Raw genomic sequence first — 19353 nt, 5'->3', positions numbered from 1 at the left:
GACCGATATCAGGCGCGTGCCAGCAGCTTGCCGCGCCAGTAGCGCCAGGCGAGGAAGCCGAACAGGCCCGCCATGATGATCCAGAACCCCACCCCCTGCCAGTAGGCGATCGGGTCGGTCGCCAGCAAGTAGTCACGTGGTGGCCGGACGAAATGAATGCGGCCAGTGGCCAGCGCGCGTCCGGCCGACGCCAGGGCCGCGATGACCGGCGCAAACCACACCAGCAGACCAGCCCCGACGATGAGTTTGTCGATCACCGGTGTTGGGTGCCGGCGCGACTGGAACACACTCTCGACCCCGAACCAGATCGCCAGCAGGAAGCCCAGGCCGGCAATCAGCGGCAGGATGGCGAGCGCTGTACCAAGGGCGGTAGCGCCTGCCAGAAAGGCGCTGCCCTCCAGTGGCATGATCTGTGGCCAGATGTTCTCGAGGTTGGAGAACAGCCAGATCGACATCGGTGTGGCAATGACGGCGGCAAGCAGGCAGACACTGCCACGACGACGGTTGAGATCGCCCGCTGACTCGCCTTCACGGGCTTTCGGGAACAGCAGCATGGTATCGAGCCCCATGATGGGGCGGTTCGGGACAAAGGCGGAGTCTACTACGGACGAGCGGCTCCGGTACTGACACATTCACCGCGAACGCATCGGGTGGTTGTTTGAGGCGGTTTGCTTGCCAGATCCGTGTCCTGGTCTCGGTACCGGCGCGGCGAGATGGAGAGCTGCCGGCCCGATGTGACAATGCGGCGAGGGCTCACCCGGTGCCGGCGGGCTTCTCGCCGATCAGGGTGACGCGATCCCGCCCCAGACGCTTGGATTCGTACAGCGCCTTGTCGGCGAAGCTGATCAGGTGGTTGGCCGGCACTGCGGGAAAGCTGGCGATGCCGCAACTCAATGAGCTGTGGAAGGTCTTGCCGACCGGGTGTTGTACGATCTGGCGGAAAGCCAGACGTAACTGGTCCATCAGGCGGCCGGCATCCTGCAGCGGGGTGTCGGGCAGGATCACCGCGAACTCTTCTCCACCGTAACGGCCTGCGATATCGGTCTGGCGCAGACGCTGACCAAGCAGACGGGACAGGCTGCGGATGACCTCGTCACCGACTGGATGACCAAAGGTGTCGTTGACCCGTTTGAAGTGGTCAAGATCGAGCAGGGCGAAGCTGACCGGGCGGCCGGAACGCTGCGCGCGCACGATCTCGATGTCGAGTTGACGCTTGATGCTGGTGTGATTGAGCAGGCCGGTGAGACTGTCCTGCGAGATCTGCGAGCGCATCTCACGATAGCGGCTGGCCCGGACCGACACCGAAGACACGAAGAAGTCCGGATCGATGGGCTTGACCAGGAAGTCATCCGCGCCAAAGCTCAGCGCACCGATCCGGCGCTCGATGTTGTGATCGGCGGACAGGAAGACGATGGGCAGGCCGACAAAACGGGGGTCCTGACGGATCACGGCAGCCAGCTCCACGCCCGAACAGACTGGCATGTGCATGTCCAGCACCAGCAGATCGGGCTCGCGCTCGAGCAGGGCATCGTACACCCGGGTCGGATCCGACAGTACCCGGGTGGTCATGCCCGCATGGTTCAGCAATGAAGCATGGTACTGGGCAACGGCGTGATCATCGTCGACCACCAGAATGTCGTAGGGTGTGGCCGTGGTCGGACGGATCAGGCGCTCCAGACAATCGACCAGCGCGCCGATGTCCAGCGGTTTCGGAAAAAACGCCACGGCGCCGGCGCGCGCGGCCTGAAGCCGGGTCATGAAGTCGAGGTGACCGGAAATGAAGATCGTCGGTGGCAGCACGCTCCCCCCGGCTGCGGCTTTCTTGCGTTCCAGCAGCGGGCCGATCGAGCCTTCCTCGAGAAACACGTCGCAGATCAGTGCGGTGATGCCGGGGTTGTCGCGCAAGTCCTCGAGCAAGGTGTCGGTATTGCGCCGCCACAGCGGACGGTAGCCGAACTGCATCAACTGCTCGCACAGCATGGCTGCGAAGCTCTCCGAGTCTTCGATCAGCAGGATTTCCGAAGGATTGAGTTTGTTCATCGAGTCGAATGCAATGGGGTGACGATGGCGTGTGGGACTGGGCGTCGTCGTGTCGGTAGACCGGGCTCTGCGAGCGTATCGCTGACCGGGCGCGTGTGTGTCGGCCGTGTGATGCGACGGCCATGGGCAGCCGGCAGGGCCTTGCCATATACAGTGACAGGTTCAAGCTTGAGGTGGTTCATGACTTATCTGGAACCACCTGGGCTTGTCATCCTGCTTGTTTCAATCAGACGGGGGGCGATGCGCTCGAGCGCCAGCTCCTCCGCGGCGCCGCCGACGAGTACCGCTTCGCGAGGCATGCCGTAGACCACGCAAGTTGCTTCGTTCTGTGCAATGGTGAATGCACCCGCCTTACGCATGGCCAGCAGGCCCAGGGCGCCATCCTTGCCCATGCCGGTCAGGAGTGCGCCAACTGCTTGTTTGCCGGCGACAGCCGCCACCGAATTGAATAGTACGTCCACCGAAGGGCGATGGCGATTGACCGGGGGTTCGGTACTCAGGTCGGCGACGTAGGCGCCGCCGCTGCGCGCGATACGCAGGTGCGAGTGACCCGGGGCGATGTACGCGTGGCCGCTGAGAATGCGCTCACCATGCACCGCTTCGGTCACCGTCAATGCCGATACCCGGTCCAGACGTTCGGCAAAGGATTTGGTGAAGCGCTCCGGCATGTGCTGGGTGATGACCACGCCCGGCGCGCTGGCCGGCATGGCCATCAGTACGGCCTTGATGGCTTCGGTACCCCCCGTCGATGCACCAATTGCGATCAGCCGGTCGGCTGCCACCGCGCGTGTCGAAGTCGTTGTGGGCGGGGTGGGGGTGCTGGCGGGGGGCAGCGTTGAGGCCTGACGCGGGCGGATACGGGCCATTGATGCGGCGCGGATCTTGTCGCGGATCTCCTCGGCTGCGCCTTCGAGGCCCGCGGTGAGATCCAGCCTGGGTTTGGTGACGATCTCGACTGCGCCCAACTCCAGTGCGCGCAGGCTGACTTCGGAGCCTTTGGCAGTATGGCCCGACACCATGACGACCGGCATGGGGCGCAGCCGCATCAGCTTTTCCAGAAAGTCGAGACCGTCCATCTTCGGCATCTCGACGTCCAGCGTCAGAACGTCCGGGTTGAGGTTGCGGATCATCTCGCGGGCGACGATCGGGTCGGGGGCCACGCCGACGCAGGTCATGTCGGGTGCCGCATCGATGATCGAGCGCAGCAGGCTGCGGATCAGGGCAGAATCGTCGACCACCAGGACGCGGACACGCGCAGGACTGGGCATCAGAACAGCTCCACGTCGCCGCTGACCGGGGCCTGCTGCAGTTGTCTGGCGTACTCGGATTCGCGCCGCATGATGGTCTCGTTGTGTAGTTGTTTCATGACCCGGATCTTGACCTGACCGTTATCCGGGAAGAAATATACCTTGCGTGGATAGGGGCCGCACAGATCTTTTGCCATGACGGGAATGCGTTCGCGCTCGAGAAAATCAAGCACGAAGCTGGCATTGCGCTCACCAACCTTGGCAATGTTGATGCCATCGAGCACGGCGCCACCGCCAAACACCTTTGCCACCAGGCGGTCACGCCGCGCGCCAGCCTTGATCAACTGGTTGATCAGGATTTCCATTGCGAACACCCCATAGCGTGCCGAGGCGGAGGCCGGGTTGCCTGGCTCGGCGTCTTCGCCCGGCAACATGAAGTGGTTCATGCCGCTGATGCCGGTACTGGTATCGCGCAGGCAGGCCGCCACACAGGAGCCCAGCACGGTGACCAGCAACAAGGACTGGGTGACGTAGTACTCGCCGGGCAGGATCTTGACTGCGTCGGCGTCGAAATTGCGATCGTAGTAGCGGTTCGGTGTCGGCATGTCAGACGGACTGTCCGCCGTTGGGGCGGAGCGGGGCGTAGACGGTGTGGCCAAGATTGCGGAACAGGTCGGCGCTGTGCATCAGGCTCTCGGAGTGACCGCAGATCAGCAAACCATCGGGCTTGAGCAGGGGCAGGAAGCGCTGCAACAGTTTGCGCTGGGTGCTGCGGTCAAAGTAGATCATCACATTGCGGCAGAAGATGACATCGAGTGGCATGTCGATCGGCCAGCGTGCTTCGAGCAGATTGATCTGCTCGAAGCGGATCGGACAGGCCCGTTCGGTGCGGACGCGGGCCAGGCCCGCATTGCGTCCCACACCGCGCTGAAAGAAGCGGCGCAAGCGGACCGGGTCGATGCCCTTGACCCGTTCGACCGGGTAGATGCCTTTGCGTGCGGTATCGAGCACCTGGGTGTCCAGGTCCGAAGCCAGCAAGCGTACCTCACCCGGGTGATCGTCCAGCACCTCGGTCAGCGTGATCGCGATCGAATAGGCTTCTTCGCCCGTCGAGCAGGCTGACGACCAAACACGATAAGGGGTACCCGTCCTCAAGTGACGTGCGGCATGCTCCGCCAGGGTCGGAAAATGGTGTGGCTCACGGAAGAAGGCGGTCAGGTTGGTGGTCAGCGCATTGACGAAAATCTCCAGTTCGGCGTTGTCGCCTTCCTCGATCGCGCTCAGGTAGCGGTCGAAGCTGTGCTCACCCAGCGCACGCAGACGCCGGGCAAGGCGGCCGTAGACCAGGTCCTGCTTGCAGTCGGACAGCGAGATGCCGGCGACCTGATAGATCAGCCGGCGCACCCGGTCGAAATCCTGTCGGGTGAAAGCGAATTCCCGCGTTGCTGAGGCCATGTGTCAGAAGTCGTTCCAGTCGTCGTCGGCGGCCGTCACGGGCGGCAGGGCGCGCGTTGTACGACGTGGGGCGCGCTGCGGTGCCGCGGACGTGGTCGGCAAGGCGCGGTGCGATAGCCGGGTGTCGGTGCCGGCGATACGGAAGCGTCGTACCGATTGCGACAAGGCCACTGCCTGCTCCTCCAGCGAAGCTGCCGCCGCATTGGCCTCTTCGACCAGGGCCGCGTTCTGTTGCGTCATCGCATCCATCTGGGTGATGGCCATGCCGACCTGCTCGATGCCCGCTCGTTGTTCCAGCGAGGCGGCTGAAATGTCGGACACAACTTCGGCGACCTGCTTGACCGCGCCGACCAGGTTGGTGATCACCCGTCCAGTCTCGCTCGCCAGTGCGCTGCCGTGCTCGACCTTGTCCACCGAGTTGGAAATCAGCGTCTTGATTTCACGTGCTGCGGCGGCTGAACGCTGTGCCAGGTTGCGCACTTCGCCGGCAACCACTGCAAACCCGCGTCCCTGCTCGCCTGCACGGGCGGCCTCGACTGCGGCATTCAGGGCCAGAATGTTGGTCTGAAACGCAATGCCGTCGATGACACCAATGATGTCGACGATCTTGCGCGCAGCCAGATGGATCTCGTCCATCGTCGTGACCATCTGCTGCACCGTCTGAGCACCACGGCCGGCCACATCGGACGCGTCTACCGCCATGGTACGGGCGGTCTGTGCGTTGTCGGCGTTCTGGCGCACGGTGGACGTCAGCTCTTCCATGCTGGAGGCGGTTTCTTCCAGGCTGGAGGCCTGCTGCTCGGTGCGTTGCGACAGGTTCAGGTTGCCGCGTGAAATCTCCTGTGCGGCCGTGTTGACGGTGTTTGCAGCATCGACAATGCCGCCGATCATCCGGGTCAGCGCATCCACCGTCTGATTGGTATAGGTTTTCAGTTCGCCGAATGCGCCCTGATAGTCGCCGCCGATGGTGCGCGTCAGGTCGCCCTCGGCAATGGCGCTGAGTACGCCGTTGGCCTCCCGAAGGCCATTTTCGGCGGCGGCGATCAGTTCGTTGATGCCTTTGCCGACCTGCAGATGGAAACCGGTCTTGCCTTCGAGCGACATGCGCTGCCGGAAATTGCCCGCAGCCGCTTCGGCGACAATGGCAGTCAGTTCGCTTTCGGCTGCGATCTCGTCGGTGCGATTGAGCCACTCGAGCACGGTGCCGATGCGTTTGCCGCTGGCATCATGCAGTGGTGTGGCGGAGAGCCGGAAGCTCAGTTCCGCCACCTTGATATGGGCATGGTAGGTCCGGGTGATCTGGGCCAGCAGGTTACGTTGATGGCCGGGATTGCGGTGGAATGCGTCGAAGTTGGAGCCGACGATGGTGTTGGCGCTGAAGTTGGGCAGCGCCTGACGCAGCGAGGCCTCGGCCTGTTGCATCATGGCCATCACTGCCTTGTTGGCATAGATGATGATGCCTTCGGCATCGGCAATCATCAGCGCGATCGAGGCTTCATCCAGCGCGTTGCGCACACGCAGGTTGGCCGCAGCAGCGGCGTGCTCTGCACGCAGACGATCGCGCAGGCCGGTTTGCATGCGGTCCAGATCACGACCGATGGCTGCCAGTTCGTCGGCACCCTCGACCTTGATCGAGTCGTCCAGTCGTCCATCAAGAATGCGGGCCAGGCTGTGACGCAGGATCTGCACTGACTGCACCACGCCGCTACGCAGCGCAAAAAAGAAATACGCCACCAGCAGCAGCGCAAACAGCACCACACACAAGGCGATGATCAGCAAGCGCTGATGATGTGCAATCCGGGCCTGGAGCAAGCGTTCCAGTTCGGGCATCACGGCACGTTCCATGGCGCGTACCGCGTCGAGTGCGATCAGGCTTTCTGCCTGCAAGCGCTCGCGGATCGAGGCGGTGACGATCTCCTGTTCGCGTGCGGTCCGGGTGCGTTCCTGCAGTGTATGCAGGCTGGCGATAAGGCTTGCGAGCGGTCGGCTCAGCGCGTCGCCGATCGTGGCGTCGGCGGCAAAGGCCTTGTTCAGGTTGGCTTCAATATTGTTGATCTGCCGTGCCGCCAGTGCGGCATCCACCAGCAGGGCGTCTCGTGCAGGCGCCACGCGGTCCACCAGGGCACCATCGAGCTGCAACCTGGCAACCTGTTCAGCCAGCACTGGCAAACGGAACACGATGGCGTCCATCAGATAATAGGTTTCCACTTCCGGGTCGAGCGTCAGGTTGCTCAGGTCGGAGATCTGTGTCAGCAGGGCCAGGGTCTGTGCAATCAGGTTGTCGTGGCGTTGCCGGACTTCGGTCGCCGACAAGGTCGCGACTGACTCCCGCAGGGTCTCCCAGTCCTGGCGCAGTGCGTGCAACTTGAGATTGACGGGCGTGCCCCGTGACCATGTACTCAAGGCCTTTGCCGTATCACTCAAAGCGGCATCAACTGTGGCGGCAGCCGTCTGAAGCGCCCCTCCGGTGGTGGCACTGCCCAATGCCGAAGCGCGATGTGCGCTGAAGGCATCGGCCAACTGTCGCATCGGCTGCGTCACCGTGCTACCGATCAGCTCCTGGCGGCTGAAATCGATCTGACCGAGTCGCGCGTGCACAAACAGGCTCAACAGCAGCGCCAGCGGAATCAGGAAGATGCCGGCGACCACCATCAGCTTCACTGTCATCGGCAAGCGGCTGAGCAGGGTATGCCCAGGGGTGAGGATGCGCTTCATGCCGGTGTTCTCTCAAGGTAAGACGGCTTGGACCGTCGTTCAGAAGTCACGCCATTCGTCCTCGTCGTGTCGGCTGACGGGCGGGAGTGCCTGGCGTACCCGGGTTTTTGCCGGTGTACGGCTGGGGGTCGGGTGAGGGCGAGGAGCGGGGGGCTGTGCTGCGATCCCGCCTTCGCCGGCGTCTGCACTGGCACCGGCCAGGCGGAACACCGCAACCGAATGCGCCAGCGACACCGCCTGCTCTTCGAGCGATTCCGCGGCGGCGCTGGCCTGCTCGACCAGGGCGGCGTTCTGCTGGGTGACCTCGTCCATGTGGGTGATGGCGGTGTTGACCTGCTCGATGCCACCACGCTGCTCGGCAGAAGCGGCAGAGATTTCGGCCACCACGTCGCTGACCCGGCGCACTGAATCCACCACTTCGGTGATGACCTTGCCGGTATCGCCCGCCAATGCCGAGCCTTGCTCCACCTTGTCCACCGAGTCGGAGATCAGTGCCTTGATCTCCTTGGCGGCCGCAGCCGAGCGCTGGGCCAGGTTGCGGACTTCGCTGGCGACGACGGCAAAGCCGCGCCCTTGCTCGCCGGCACGGGCGGCTTCGACTGCCGCATTGAGCGCGAGGATGTTGGTCTGGAAGGCAATACCGTCGATCACGCTGATGATGTCGACGATCTTGCGTGCCGCCAGATGGATCTCGTCCATGGTGCGCACCATCTGCTGTACCGACTCCGCACCGCGGCTGGCAACGGCCGACGCGCCGCTGGCCATCTGCCGCGCCTGCTGCGCATTCTCGGCATTCTGGCGCACGGTGGCGGTCAGTTCTTCCATGCTCGAGGCGGTTTCCTGCAGGCTGGACGCCTGTTCCTCGGTCCGCGCCGACAGATCCTGGTTGCCGCGCGCAATCTGCTGCGCGGCAGTGCTGACCGATGCGGCCGCTTCGGCAATCTGGCTGATCATCCTGCGCAGCGAATGAACGGTCTGGTTGGTGTAGTCCTTCAACTCACCGAAAGCACCCTGGTAGTTGCCTTCGATGCTGCGGGTCAGGTCACCGTCGGCCAGTGCGCCCAGCACTTCGTTGGCCTCGCGCAGGCCACGATCCGCCGATTCCAGTACCAGGTTGATGTTGATCGTCAGCTCGTGCAGGAAATCGATGGTGCTGGTGTCTTCCAGACGCGAGCTGAAATCGCCACGCGCAGCCAGCCCGACCACACGCTGAATCGCCCGCTGCGCGATCAGTTCGTCGGTGCGGTCACGCCATTCGCCGACCGAGCCCAGACGTTGCCCTTGCTCGTCCACGATCGGGCTGGTGACGATTTCGAATTCGCGGTTGCCAATCGTCAGCATGCCGCGGGTGGTCTGGGTCAGACGGGCCAGGCGCTGTCGGGCCTCCTCCGGGTCGGCATAGAACCGGGTGATGTCGCTGCCGACAAAGTCGGCGGCCACGAAGCCGGGAATCTTCTCGGCAATGGCGCTTTCGATGCGGCGTACCGTCTGCTTCAGCGTATGGTTGGCATACAGCACCTTGCCGTTGGCGTCTGCGATGCGCACATTGGTGTCAACGCAGTCGAGTGCCACCTTGATGCGCAGCGCCTCGGCCGCGACTCGCCGGGTCTCGCTGACATCGAACCCCAGCCGGGTCTGCATCGACTGCAAGCCATACAGCACCTGTCCAGCCTCGTCGTCGGCGTCCACGTGGATCGGCGTGTCGTAGCGGCCCTCGGCAATCTGTTCGAACACCGTCTTGGCCTGCTTCAAGGGCTGCAGGACCGAACGTACGATGGTGCGGCTAAGCAGGAGCGCGATCACCAGAACCAGTGCAATCGACACGAAAACCGCATTGCGGGTAAAGGCGCTGGTGGTTTCGGTCTGGCCATACAGCGTCATCGCCTGGGTACGATGTGCCTCGATCAAGGTTTCGGCATGCTTGCGGGCCTCGGCGTGCAGCGGGTTGATACGGGCAAGCAGCAACTCGTTGGCGTCGCGGAAGCGGCCCGCCAGCAACAGATCGCGTACCGGTTGCAACCCTTCATTGATCAACTGCCTGCGGGCGCTGTCGAACGACCGCTCTGGCTCCTCAAGTCCCGGGTGTGGGCGAGACTGATAGCCCGACCATAGCTTTTCAACCTGTGTCAGGTTGCGGGTGGCGGTGTCGGTATGTGTCGTGGTGGGGTGGTCATGCAGCCCTGCGAAGGGCGAGTCCGGTGAATGCTGCATGGCCAGCAGGAGCTGGGTGCGGCTGTCGCCCAGCAAACCCTGGATGCGCTGGATTTCTTCGGCAGATACCGCATGCTGCAGATAGATCCGGTCCAGACTCTGCTTGTGATAGGCGTTGATAGACAGCCCACCTGCTGCGCCGATGATCAGCGCCAGCAGCAGGAAACCCACCAGCCCATTCAGTCGGGTGGCCAGCGAAAGGCTGGCAAAGCGCCGCGCCAGCGACTTGCGCGGCGGGAATTCGACCTTGTCGTCCTTTACCGCACGGTACAGCGCAGTGGCTTCGTCGATCTGTTGCTGGCTTGCGCGCGTGCGCACCGACAGATAGCCGACCACCTGGCCGTTCTCCCGCACGGGGGTTGCCGTGGCATTCACCCAGTAGAAGTCACCGTTCTTGCAACGGTTCTTCACCACGCCCGACCACGGCTTATTGGATTTGAGCGTATGCCACATGTCCTTGAACACGGCCGACGGCATGTCGGGGTGGCGGACGATATTGTGTGCGCTGCCAAGCAGTTCGGCTTCGGTGAAGCCGCTGATGCGGACGAAGGCATCATTGACCTGCGTGATGACGCCGTGCAGGTCGGTGCGTGACACCAGGCTGATGCCTTCGGCGAGTGGCGCTTCAGTGGTGGTGACGGGCAGATTGACTTTCATGATGGTGGTCCTACTCGGAGACGCCGTCGAGAAGTTGCATTTCTTTGCTCGTCATCAGGCGGGCGATGTCGAGCATGATCACCATGCGCTGGTCGATGGTGGCCAGCCCGGTGATGTAGCGGATGTCGATGGCCGAGCCCAGTTCGGGGGCAGGGCGGATCTGTTCCGGCGTCAGCGCGAGCACGTCGCTGACGCTGTCGACCACGATGCCGACCAGCCGGCCCGCGATCGACAGGATGATCACCACGGTGAAGTCGGTGTAATCGACCTTTTCCAGTGCCAGCTTGATACGCATGTCGACAATCGGCACGATGGCCCCACGCAGATTCACCACCCCTTTGATGAAGGGCGGCGCGCCGACGATGCGGGTTACCGGCTCGTAGCAGCGGATCTCCTGTACCGTGAGAATGTCAAGTGCATATTCCTCGTCGGCCAGGGTAAAAGTCAGGAATTCGCGCTTGTTGGGCTGGAGGGCGTGCAGGTCGGTAGCGGTCATGGGGGTGTTCCTTACGCGCTCAGGCTGGCGAGTTCCGGGCGGGCCATCCGTAGCAGGCCGGCGACATCCAGGATCAATGACACCTGACCATCACCCAGGATGGTGGCGCCGGAGATGCCCGCCACGCGGCGGAAATTGGTTTCCAGGTTCTTGACCACGACCTGGTGCTGGCCAAGCAGGGCGTCGACGGCGATCGCCATCGTGGCATTCTCGGATTCGACCACCACCAGCACCGCGTCATCGACCTGGCGGGATGCCCCGGGAATATCGAACAAGGCCGCCAGGCTGACCACCGGGATGTAGTCGTCGCGCACCTTGACGACCTTGCCATTACGCCCGATCGAGCGAAATTCCAGCGCGCTGGCGTGCAGTGATTCAATCACGAAGCCCAGTGGCACGATGAAGGTTTCGTCGCCGGCTCGTACCGACATGCCGTCCAGGATCGCCAGCGTCAGCGGCAAACGGATGCTGACCCGTGTGCCGCGCCCGGCCGCACTCGACAGCAGCACCGATCCGCCCAGGGCCTGGATGTTCTTGCGAACCACGTCCATGCCCACGCCGCGGCCGGAGACATCGGTCACGGTTTCCGCAGTGGAAAATCCGGGGGCAAAGATCAAGTCCCAGACTTCGCCGTCGGGCGCGTCGGGACTGATTGCGATACCCTGGCGCGCCGCTTTGGCAAGAATCCGCTCGCGGTTCAGCCCGGCACCGTCGTCGCTGATCTCGATCAGGATCTGGCCGCTCTGATGCGAGGCCGACAGGGTGATCTGCCCCGCCGCCGGCTTGCCTGCCGCACTTCGCTCTGCGGGTGATTCCAGACCATGATCGACGGCGTTGCGCACCAGGTGGGTAAGGGGGTCGACGATCTTCTCTACCAGACCCTTGTCCAGTTCGGTGGATTCGCCGATCAGGTGAATGTCGGCCTGCTTGCCAAGCTTGCGCGTCAGGTCTCGCACGATGCGCGGATAGCGGCTGAAGACGAAGCTCATCGGCACCATGCGGATCGACATCACGGCTTCCTGCAGATCGCGGCTGTTGCGTTCGAGCTGGGCCAGACCACCCAACAAACGTTCGTGGGTAACGGGGTCCAGCGTGGCGGCCGATTGCAGCAGCATGGACTGGGTGATGACCAGTTCGCCAACCAGGTTGATCAACTGATCAACCTTGCCGATACCCACCCGGATCGAGTTGGCGTCGGCCGCCGCGGGGGGCGATTTTTCGGCCTTTGCAGCCGCAGGTGGGGCCTCTGCCGGGGTGGGCGCCGCAAGCGTTGCGACCGTTACGGGCTCGGGCTCGACAGTGGCTGAGTCAGGCGGCAGCGGCTCGAAGAAGCCATAGCCCGGATCGTCTCCCGCGCTTGTCGCCGAAGCGGCGGGGGCTGAGACCGCTTCCGGCAGCACATCGAAGAACCCGTAACCCGGGTCAACGGACTCGACCTGGGCCGGGGTGGTGGTCTCGGGTAGCGGCTCGAAAAAGCCGTAAGCCTCATCGGTGCTGGCCGTCGGTTCGGCAACTGGCGAGAAAAAACCGAAGCCGTCAAACTCCTGCGTCAGCGGCAACCCGGATGACAGGGCTTGTGGCGAGACCTGGGCCGCAATGTCCACCCAGGCAGGGTCAAGCACATAGCTGATGAAGTCGGTCAGCTCAAGCTGACTGACGTCGGTGTCGAGATGCATGCGCCACTGCCCGGCGCCAGCAGTTTCACTGGGTCGCGTGTATATCGTCAGCTCGCCTAACTGGCCCAGGGTGTGAATCAGGTTGTCGAGCGTGCCGGCATCCACCCGATGGGTATCGGGCAGATTGAGGCAGATCTCGTAGGCCTGGCGGACGGGGCGCGCTGCTGCATCCATGGCAGACGGCAGTGCCTGGGCGGGGGGCTGTGAATCGCAGGTGAGGGCGACGATCTCCACCGACAGCGCGCGCGCAGCGTCCATTGCCGGCGTATCACCACGGCGATGCGCCTCGACCATGCTGCGTAGCAGATCGACCGCGCGCAGGCAGACATCGACGCGCTTCTCGTCCAGTGCAAGCTCGCCCTTGCGCACCCGGTCGAGCAGGGTTTCCAGCGTATGGGTGAATTCACCCATCTCACCGAAACCAAAGGTGCCTGCGCCGCCTTTTATTGAATGTGCAGCACGAAAAATGGCATTGAGTGTTTCTGCCTCAGGCGCCTGAAGGTCGATGGCGAGCAGTCCCGACTCGAGCGCCGCCAGGTGTTCGGCGGCCTCCTCGAGAAAGATCTGGACGAACTGCCCGATATCGAAGGTCATGGTGTGCTCGGGGGCCCCAGGTCAGGGCAGCACCTTCTTGACCACTTCAAGCAGACGGGCCGGGTCGAAGGGCTTTACCAGCCAGCCGGTGGCGCCGGCCGCACGTCCTTGCGACTTCATCTCGTCACTGGATTCGGTGGTCAGGATCAGGATGGGGACGGTGCGGTAATTGGGCAGTACCCGCAGCGCGCGGACCATGGTCAGTCCATCCATGCGGGGCATGTTCTGGTCGGTAAGGATCAGGTGCACCTGCTGCGCCTTGGCCTTGGTCAACCCATCCTGCCCGTCAACCGCCTCAATGACTTCGTAGCCTTGACCCCTGAGGGTAAAGGCCACCATCTGTCGTATGGATGCAGAATCATCGACTGCGAGAATTGTCTTTGCCATGGTGTTCTCTTTACTTGCCTATCCGTTGTTTCCTGCCTTGCCGCGCCATTGCGTCGATGCAAGGCTGTCTTCAATCAAAACAACTCGATGCCGCCTGCCCGCATCGAGTTTTGTGTGACCGGTTTCCTGAATGCTTTCGCGTCCAGTTGTTCGAGTGCCCGTCGCAGTGCGTCGGCGCGCGCGGCCGAGGCATCATTGCGCACGGCGGCAAGGGCCTGTGCGACCTGGCTCATTGCCTGCAGGCGCTGGTTGGTCAGGCTGAGCAACTGGGTGCTCATGTCCTGAAACTGAAGGCCGACCATCGCCTGCCGGATGCCGCCTTCGAGTTCGGAGGCAATGCCCGAAACCTCGATCACCATTGCCTTGCGTTCCTCGCACACGTGCCGAAGGGCAGTGATCATGTCCTGCAGTTGTTGTCGTGGCGGCAAGGTCTGCGCATCGTCGGCGCCCGCGAGCGTACGTGCTGCCTCGCTGACGCCGGCAAGCTCGCGCTCGATGGTGTCGATGACCGTGCGAATCGCAAGGCTGAACTGATTGGTCCGCTCTGAAAGCGTTCTGACCTCGTCCGCCACCACCGCAAAACCACGGCCGGCATCACCCGCCCGTGCGGCCTCGATGGCCGCGTTCAGGGCCAGCAGATTGGTCTGCTTGGCGATGTTCTCGATATCGCCCAGATTGCGCGTGACCGAGTCGATGCTGGACGACACCGCCTCAATCTGGCCCACCAGACCGCTTGCGTGTTGGCCGTGGTTCGAATCGTCGTCGATAAAGCTCGCCAATGTGCTGGAAATCTCTTGAATGAACCCTTCGAAAGTCTCGTCCTTCTGCTGGCTGGGCGGATTGTCCCTGATCAAGCGATCGATCAGGCCGCGCTGGGCCGACGCTTGTGCCTCCAGACGCCCAAACGCGGCGACCAGATCGGTGATCGCGCTTTGCAGCAAGGCATCCACCCGGCGAATCTCGTCGCTGGATTCGTTCAGGCAAGGCTGCAGCTTTCCTCCCGTTTCCGCGATCAGCCCGGACAACATGCCCTGAGCGTCGGCTGGCTCAACCGGCTTATCCACAGTGCGAGCGGGCAGCCATGGGGCTGTTGCCCAGATCAGCACGCCGATCAGCACGCCGGCCTGCACGGCAGCCACTGCCAGTCCGACCACCCCGACACCGGCCCAAGCCATTGCCGCAAGCCCGGCGAGCAGCACGGCACCTGCCAGCAACAACGCGGCGCCACGGCGGTTCGAGAGGGTGTCACTGGCTTTCATTCTATCACTTTGGTTATGTGTATCAGGCGTCCGCGGGGCATGATTGCCTCAACATGCGTCCCGATACCGCGCCGACGACAGCGTACCGGTTCTGTTTCGGCACGAAGGGCCGATACTTTAATGGCAAAAGGGAAATGTTTCTGTTCCAGAACCACGTGAAAGGCCCGGATCTAGTGACTTTGGGTGGATTTGCCGTGCATGCCGGCGTGGCACAGGTGTAAAAGTGCATGCGCCAAACGGATCATCGGGGCGCTTCGTCAGGTGAAACATCGGCTTGGCACCATGGTGGCATCAACCCTGCACCGTACGCGCGAGGCAAGGTGCCCAAAGGCAGGTCGTCGCGCAAGGTCGCCATCCTCTGGAGCTGCCATGTCCCTGTCCCGTTTCTCGCCCGTCCGTCGTCGTCTGCTGCAAGGCTCCACACTGGCTGCCGCCAGCGGATTTGCCGGCATCATGGGTGCCCTGCACAGCCGCAACGCCATGGCCGCTGCCGGCAAACAGACCGCATCTGCACTGTCACCCTATGGCGCATTGAGCCCGGTTGCCGACCAGACCACCGGCCTGCCGCTGCTGCAACTGCCGGCGGGATTCAGCTATCGATCCTATGGCTGGACAGGCGACCCGATGAGCGACGGTCGTCCCACGCCGTCTCTGCACGATGGTATGGCCGTCGTCACCTCGCGCCGCGTTGGCCGCAACAGCGAGCTGGTGCTGGTGCGTAACCACGAACGCGGCCTGGTCACCACCCCCAACGATGCCATCATCGCCCCGCACAACTACTCCACCGGGCTGATCAGCGGCATCATCACCGTCTATTACGGCAGCCTGCCCATCCGCATTGGTGCCAGTGGCATCGTCACCAACCCCGCCGCCGCTGCACCCGCCCCATTCCTGGGCTACGCTGCGGGCGGCACCACCAACCTGCTGATGCGGGACAACCAGTGGGTGGGGGCGCGTTCGTCCATCGGCGGCACGCTGGGCAACTGTGCCGGTGGCCCCACCCCCTGGGGCAGCTGGCTGACCTGTGAGGAAACCATCTACGACTTTTCGGCAATCGGCGGCAAGCGCCATGGCTATGTGTTCGAAGTCGACAACGACCCCGAAGGCTCAATTGCCGACCCCATCGTCGAGATGGGTCGCTTCGTACACGAGGCCGTCGCCATCGACCCGGCAACCGGCTACGCCTACCTGACCGAGGACAACCGCAACCTGTCCGCGCTATTCCGCTATGTGCCGATCGACACCACGCCGGCACCTGGCAGCCTGCAACGTGGCGGCCGGCTGCAAGCCGCCCGCATTCGCAGCATCATCCGCCAGGCTGCCGCGCTGACGCTGGACAAGGCCAACGACATCGGTCTGCTCAACCCCGACATTGGTGACGAGTACGAACTGGAGTGGGCTGACATCGCCGACCCCGACGCCGACCCCATGGTCGTCGTTGGCCAACCGGGCGGCATCAGCATGGGCTTCATGGCCGGCCCCACCTACCAGGCCATGGCGCAAGGCTGTGCCCGCATGAGCCGTGGCGAAGGCATCTGGTATTCGGCCGGCAAACTCTACATCGTGGATACCGCCGCCGGCATCGACGGCAGCAACCGCATCGGCTACGGCGAAGGCGCAGTGTGGGAACTGACCCTGGCCACCATGCGCCTGCGCGCCGTCTTCGTCAGTGGCAACCAGACCGCCGGCAACAACCCCGACAACGTCACCGTCAGCCCCCGTGGGGGCGTCGTACTGTGCGAAGATGGCGGCGCCTCCACCGACGTCTACGGCAGCGGCTCACGCCTGCTTGGCCTGACCGAAGGCGGCGAGGCCTACATCTTCTGCAAGAACAACGTCGTCCTCGACGCCAGCCAACTGCAGGCCGCCGGCAAGCTCACCCCGCCGGCAGACAACCGCAGCTCGGAATTCTGCGGCGCCTGCTTCGACCCCACCGGCCGCATCCTGTTTGCAAACATCCAGACCCCAGGCATCACCGTGGCCATCACCGGCCCGTGGGGGAAGGGGAATCTCTGAGGGCAGGGGCGCGCCGCCCCTCGACCCCCGCGTCACCCGTCCCCTCATGGACCGCGTACGGTCGTAGGGCGGCGTGCCAACCCCGCCGTGGTGCCACGGAGGCAGCTCGTACCAATTCATACTTCGCAATTGGTCATGCCTATTTCACGGCCAGCGTCCCATCATGTGGTTTGTCGCAACGAATGCCGGGAATACGTTTTGAATGAAAGATGGCTAGTGCAGCACGACGCGAAAAGGCTGAACAAGCTGCGCGGAGGTGGTTGTCGTAGTGGATGAGGTAATCAACTGACGAATGGGAAATGGGGTGAGTGAGCGCGGTTTTTCAACACTCTGACTTGATCGGCTGTCTCGGCGTAGCTACCGTCGGTCGCAGGGGCACGTCCCTACCGGTTTCGCACCGCGCTCGACTGGAGCATAGGCCATGATCCAGATTGGTATCAATGACGGTATCGCCCGTCAAAGGTTTGGCGACATCTGATCGGGGCCTATCCCCGCGCATGCGGGGAACACTGGCACGGAATCGGGAAAATCATGCCCTGGGTCAGTTCATCCCCGCGCATGCGGGGAACACCGCCCATAGATGTAGGCGCGGCTCTTGCCCACCGGTTCATCCCCGCGCATGCGGGGAACACGCCGAAAGCACCAGAGCGCGCGCAGCCGCGAGCGGTTCATCCCCGCGCATGCGGGGAACACCCGAATTTCTAAAGCGGCAAATGAGCCTGGCGCGGTTCATCCCCGCGCATGCGGGGAACACTGCTGGATCTCGAGCAGGTCCGCGATGGCGCGCGGTTCATCCCCGCGCATGCGGGGAACACGTTGAGGCGTCGCCCGCCTACGCACCGGCGCCCGGTTCATCCCCGCGCATGCGGGGAACACGGTTCCTTTGGTTGTTCTCGTTGGGATCGGCTCGGTTCATCCCCGCGCATGCGGGGAACACGACTAGATGATAAGTATCGGGCGCGGCTTGCTCGGTTCATCCCCGCGCATGCGGGGAACACAAACGCGCGGTCGTGGGCCTGCTGCCAGATGTCGGTTCATCCCCGCGCATGCGGGGAACACTGCAGGCGTGTCGAGCGGCTCGCGCCGCTGGACGGTTCATCCCCGCGCATGCGGGGAACGCGAGGTGGTGCGACCCCTCGCCCCCGCCGGTGATCGGTTCATCCCCGCGCATGCGGGGAACACATCGGGAGCCGTGGTGGTCTCGGTTATGCGCTCGGTTCATCCCCGCGCATGCGGGGAACACCGCTATGGCTTGGCTAGAATGCGCGCCCCATGCGGTTCATCCCCGCGCATGCGGGGAACACCGCCGCGCGCCCTGGCCCGATCACCCCGGCCGCGGTTCATCCCCGCGCATGCGGGGAACACGTATCCAAGTGTTTTCCAATGGAATCCCATCACGGTTCATCCCCGCGCATGCGGGGAACACATCTGGTCGCCCATGCCATCGCGCTCCACGTCCGGTTCATCCCCGCGCATGCGGGGAACACCCCTCACTGCAAAGTTTGCTGGGTCTTGCCTACGGTTCATCCCCGCGCATGCGGGGAACACTGCGCTTGCTTGTCGGCTTCCTGCACACCCCGCGGTTCATCCCCGCGCATGCGGGGAACACGTGGTTCGAGCGTTCGGTGTCAAGCGACACGCAGATTTAACCCCCTGACGACATCTGGAATTGGCCCCCTGGGTTAATCAACTCTCTGATGTGATCGGGGTGGGGGCAGCGGCCTTCTGCAGAAGGCCGCTGCGGCGCTTGTCGCGCAGCCGGTAGCTGTCGCCCCGAATCGTGACCACCTGGCTGTGATGCAACAGCCGGTCGAGGATGGCGGTGGCAGCCACCGCATCGCCAAACACCTGCCCCCACTCGCCGACCGGCCGGTTGCTGGTGATCAGCATGCTGGCCCGCTCATAGCGCCGCGACACGAGTTGGAAGAACAGGTGTGCGGCAGCTGGCTCGAGCGGCAGGTAGCCCAGTTCATCGATGATCAGCAGTTTCGGCTTTGAGATCTGCAGCAGTTTCTCCTCAAGCCTTCCGTCGGCGTGCGCCTTCGTGAGTCCGGCCATGAGCGCCGCCCCCGAGGTGAAGAGCACCGTGTAGCCACGATCGACCGCTTCGCGTCCGAGGGCGACCGCCAGATGCGTCTTGCCCACGCCCGGCGGGCCGAGCAGCAGCAGCGCCTGGCCGTGGCCGATCCAGCGGCCGGTGGCCAGATCCCGGATCTGCCCCGGATCGATCGAGGGTTGCGCGTCGAAGTCGAAGCCTTCGAGCGTACGCACGCACGGGAAGCGGGCGAGCTTCACGCCCATCTGGATGCGCCGGGTGTCGCGCCGGGCGACCTCACGTTCGGCCAGAAACAGCAAGGCTTCACGCAGCGTCATTTGCGCCCGGCTGGCTTCGTCGAGCAGGCTGTCGAGCTGGTCGCGGATCGCCGTGAGCCGCAGCCGGGTGAGCAGTTCGTCGAGTCGGTCGGTGTCGAGCATTACCAAGCCCCTCCCGCAATGGCTTCGTACTCGGCCAGCGGACGCAACAGCGCATCGGTGGGCGGCGGCGCTTCGATCTCGGCCGGAGGTGGCGACCCGCCCAGCAGGTGGCTGCGCTCGATACT

At 63.6% G+C, this 19353-nt stretch carries 13 protein-coding genes and 1 CRISPR repeat array; of the genes, 1 reads left to right on the top strand and 12 read right to left on the bottom strand.

Annotation, left to right across the window (positions count from 1 at the left end; genetic code table 11):
* Positions 1-8 precede the first annotated feature (8 nt).
* The 11 genes from DNK49_RS21470 to DNK49_RS25055 form a co-directional block, all read right to left on the bottom strand.
* Positions 9-569, bottom strand: a complete 561-nt coding sequence (locus tag DNK49_RS21470; RefSeq protein ID WP_110529755.1) for a hypothetical protein — start codon at positions 567-569, stop codon at positions 9-11.
* Positions 570-753: 184 nt separating this feature from the next.
* The gene (locus DNK49_RS21465) at positions 754-2040 is read right to left on the bottom strand and encodes a GGDEF domain-containing protein (protein WP_110529752.1); all 1287 of its coding nucleotides are present in this window, start codon (positions 2038-2040) and stop codon (positions 754-756) included.
* A 185-nt stretch (positions 2041-2225) separates the two neighbouring features.
* Positions 2226-3308 carry a protein-glutamate methylesterase/protein-glutamine glutaminase gene (locus DNK49_RS21460; protein ID WP_110529749.1) on the bottom strand — a complete coding sequence of 361 codons (1083 nt, stop codon included), beginning with the start codon at positions 3306-3308 and terminating at the stop codon, positions 2226-2228.
* On the bottom strand, positions 3308-3892 hold the full coding sequence (gene cheD, locus DNK49_RS21455) for a chemoreceptor glutamine deamidase CheD (protein WP_110529746.1): 585 nt from the start codon (positions 3890-3892) through the stop codon (positions 3308-3310). The genes DNK49_RS21460 and cheD overlap by 1 nt, the downstream gene beginning before the upstream one ends.
* 1 nt (position 3893) lies before the next feature.
* Complete coding sequence (locus tag DNK49_RS21450; protein ID WP_110529743.1) at positions 3894-4742, bottom strand: CheR family methyltransferase; 849 nt, start codon at positions 4740-4742, stop codon at positions 3894-3896.
* 3 nt (positions 4743-4745) lie between these two features.
* A complete protein-coding gene (locus DNK49_RS21445) occupies positions 4746-7457 on the bottom strand; it encodes a methyl-accepting chemotaxis protein (protein ID WP_110529740.1) in 2712 nt (903 codons plus the stop codon).
* Between the two features lie 39 nt (positions 7458-7496).
* Positions 7497-10325: a methyl-accepting chemotaxis protein gene (locus tag DNK49_RS25060; RefSeq protein WP_110529737.1), complete on the bottom strand. Its 2829-nt coding sequence runs from the start codon at positions 10323-10325 to the stop codon at positions 7497-7499.
* A gap of 10 nt (positions 10326-10335) precedes the next feature.
* Positions 10336-10821 carry a chemotaxis protein CheW gene (locus DNK49_RS21435; RefSeq protein ID WP_110529734.1) on the bottom strand — a complete coding sequence of 162 codons (486 nt, stop codon included), beginning with the start codon at positions 10819-10821 and terminating at the stop codon, positions 10336-10338.
* Positions 10822-10832: 11 nt separating this feature from the next.
* The gene (locus DNK49_RS21430; RefSeq protein WP_110529731.1) at positions 10833-13091 is read right to left on the bottom strand and encodes a chemotaxis protein CheW; all 2259 of its coding nucleotides are present in this window, start codon (positions 13089-13091) and stop codon (positions 10833-10835) included.
* A 21-nt stretch (positions 13092-13112) separates the two neighbouring features.
* Entirely contained in the window at positions 13113-13478 is a 366-nt protein-coding gene (locus DNK49_RS21425) for a response regulator (protein WP_110529729.1), read from the bottom strand.
* A gap of 74 nt (positions 13479-13552) precedes the next feature.
* Positions 13553-14506, bottom strand: coding sequence for a methyl-accepting chemotaxis protein (locus DNK49_RS25055; protein WP_424445302.1), 954 nt, complete (start codon positions 14504-14506; stop codon positions 13553-13555).
* A 600-nt stretch (positions 14507-15106) separates the two neighbouring features.
* On the opposite strand from DNK49_RS25055, the gene DNK49_RS21415 reads away from it, so the two are divergent.
* A complete protein-coding gene (locus DNK49_RS21415; RefSeq protein ID WP_110529723.1) occupies positions 15107-16753 on the top strand; it encodes a PhoX family protein in 1647 nt (548 codons plus the stop codon).
* A gap of 481 nt (positions 16754-17234) precedes the next feature.
* A CRISPR array of direct repeats spans positions 17235-18362; the repeat unit is 29 nt; unit sequence CGGTTCATCCCCGCGCATGCGGGGAACAC.
* Between the two features lie 77 nt (positions 18363-18439).
* Here DNK49_RS21415 and istB read toward each other — a convergent pair.
* Complete coding sequence (gene istB, locus DNK49_RS21410; RefSeq protein WP_110529720.1) at positions 18440-19228, bottom strand: IS21-like element helper ATPase IstB; 789 nt, start codon at positions 19226-19228, stop codon at positions 18440-18442.
* Between the last annotated feature and the right edge of the window lie 125 nt (positions 19229-19353).

Source organism: Parazoarcus communis SWub3 = DSM 12120 (assembly GCF_003226565.1).
GTDB lineage: Bacteria > Pseudomonadota > Gammaproteobacteria > Burkholderiales > Rhodocyclaceae > Parazoarcus > Parazoarcus communis.
This window is presented reverse-complemented; position numbering and strand designations above follow the sequence as displayed.